The 1,530-nt window shown below is 66.9% G+C and carries 1 protein-coding gene; it reads left to right on the forward strand.

The window, feature by feature from the left end:
* Positions 1–16: 16 nt before the first annotated feature.
* Positions 17–1,530 (forward strand): sensor histidine kinase (locus tag ACWELQ_RS45495; protein ID WP_452403160.1); only part of this gene is annotated, 1,514 nt, incomplete at its 3' end.

The following is a 1,530-nucleotide window of genomic DNA, read 5'->3' on the forward strand; positions in this document are numbered from 1 at the left end:
TGGAAGAATCTGCCGCATGTCGGGCGGCTCGATGCCCAGTGCCGGTGACAGGACTCCGATGGTGGAGGCACTGTCGCAGTGGCGGCTGCGTGAACTTCTCGCGGAGGTCCAGGAACGCATCGCGCAGGTCGCCGATGTGCACAATCGGATGGACCGGCTGATCGACGCCATGCTCGTGATCACCTCCGGGCTGGACCTCGACGAGACGCTGCGCACCATCGTGCACACCGCGATCGAACTCGTCGATGCCCGATACGGTGCGCTGGGAGTGCGCGAGACCCGCAACAGCGGCGACAATCTCTCGCAGTTCGTCTACGAGGGCATCGACGAGCGCACCCGGGTGCTCATCGGCGATCTGCCGCACGGCTGCGGTGTGCTGGGGCTGCTCATCGAGCAGCCGAAACCGCTACGGCTGAAGGATCTCTCGAATCATCCGGCCTCGATCGGGTTCCCCGAGCACCATCCGCCGATGCACAGTTTCCTGGGTGTGCCGGTCAAGGTGCGCGACGAGGTGTTCGGCAGCCTGTACCTCACCGAGAAGGTGAACGGGCTCGAGTTCACCGAGGACGATGAGGTGGTGGTGCGAGCGCTGGCGGCGGCGGCCGGTATCGCGGTGGCGAATTCGCGCCTGTACGCGCAGTCGCAGTTGCGGCAGTTGTGGCTGGAGTCGATTCGCGATGTCGCGACCGAACTGCTCGGTGGCGGTGATCCGGCGGAGGTGATCGAGCTGATCGCCGATCGTGCGCTGGCCCTGACGGATTCGGTGTGCACGTATGTCGCGCTGCCGGAGGATCTGGAGCTCGCCGATGAGGCGGTCACCGAACTGATCGTCTCGGCGGGGGCCGGAGTGCCCGCCGAGGCGCTGCTCGCGCGCCGCATCCCCGTCGAGGGCTCGCACACCGGCACCGTGTTCCGGACCGCCGACTGCCTGGTCACCGAAGGCTTGGCGCTCAATCCGTTTCCGGACTCGCACACCGAGTTCGGGCCGGTGCTGTTGCTGCCGTTGCGGGCGCGCCGATCCATGCTGGGTGTGCTCGGGGTGTTGCGGGCGCCCGGGGAACCGGATTTCGACGCCTCGGCCATCGCCATGATGACGGTGTTCGCCGGTCAGGCGGCGCTGGCATTACGGCTGGCCGACAACCAGTCCCGCATGCGGGAACTCGATGTGCTCTCCGAGCGCGATCGCATCGCGCGCAATCTGCACGACCGGGTGATCCAGCGGCTGTTCGCGACCGGGCTGGTGTTGCAGGGGACAGCGCAGCGGATTCGGTCCCCGGAGATCCGCGACCGGCTGCACCAGAGTCTGGATGATCTGCAGACCATCGTGCAGGACATCCGGCAGTCCATCTTCGATCTGCACGGGCGGGCCATCGGGCAGGCGCCGCTGCATCAGAGCCTGCACGATCTGGTGGCGGAGATGACCGCGGAAACCAAGCTGCGCACCACCGTTCACGTCTCCGGGCCGCTGTCGGTGCTGCCGCTGTCGCTGGCCGAGGATGTGGAGGCGGTGCTGGTCGAGTCTCTCAGCAA

The sequence above is a fragment of the Nocardia sp. NPDC004722 genome (assembly GCF_053601505.1).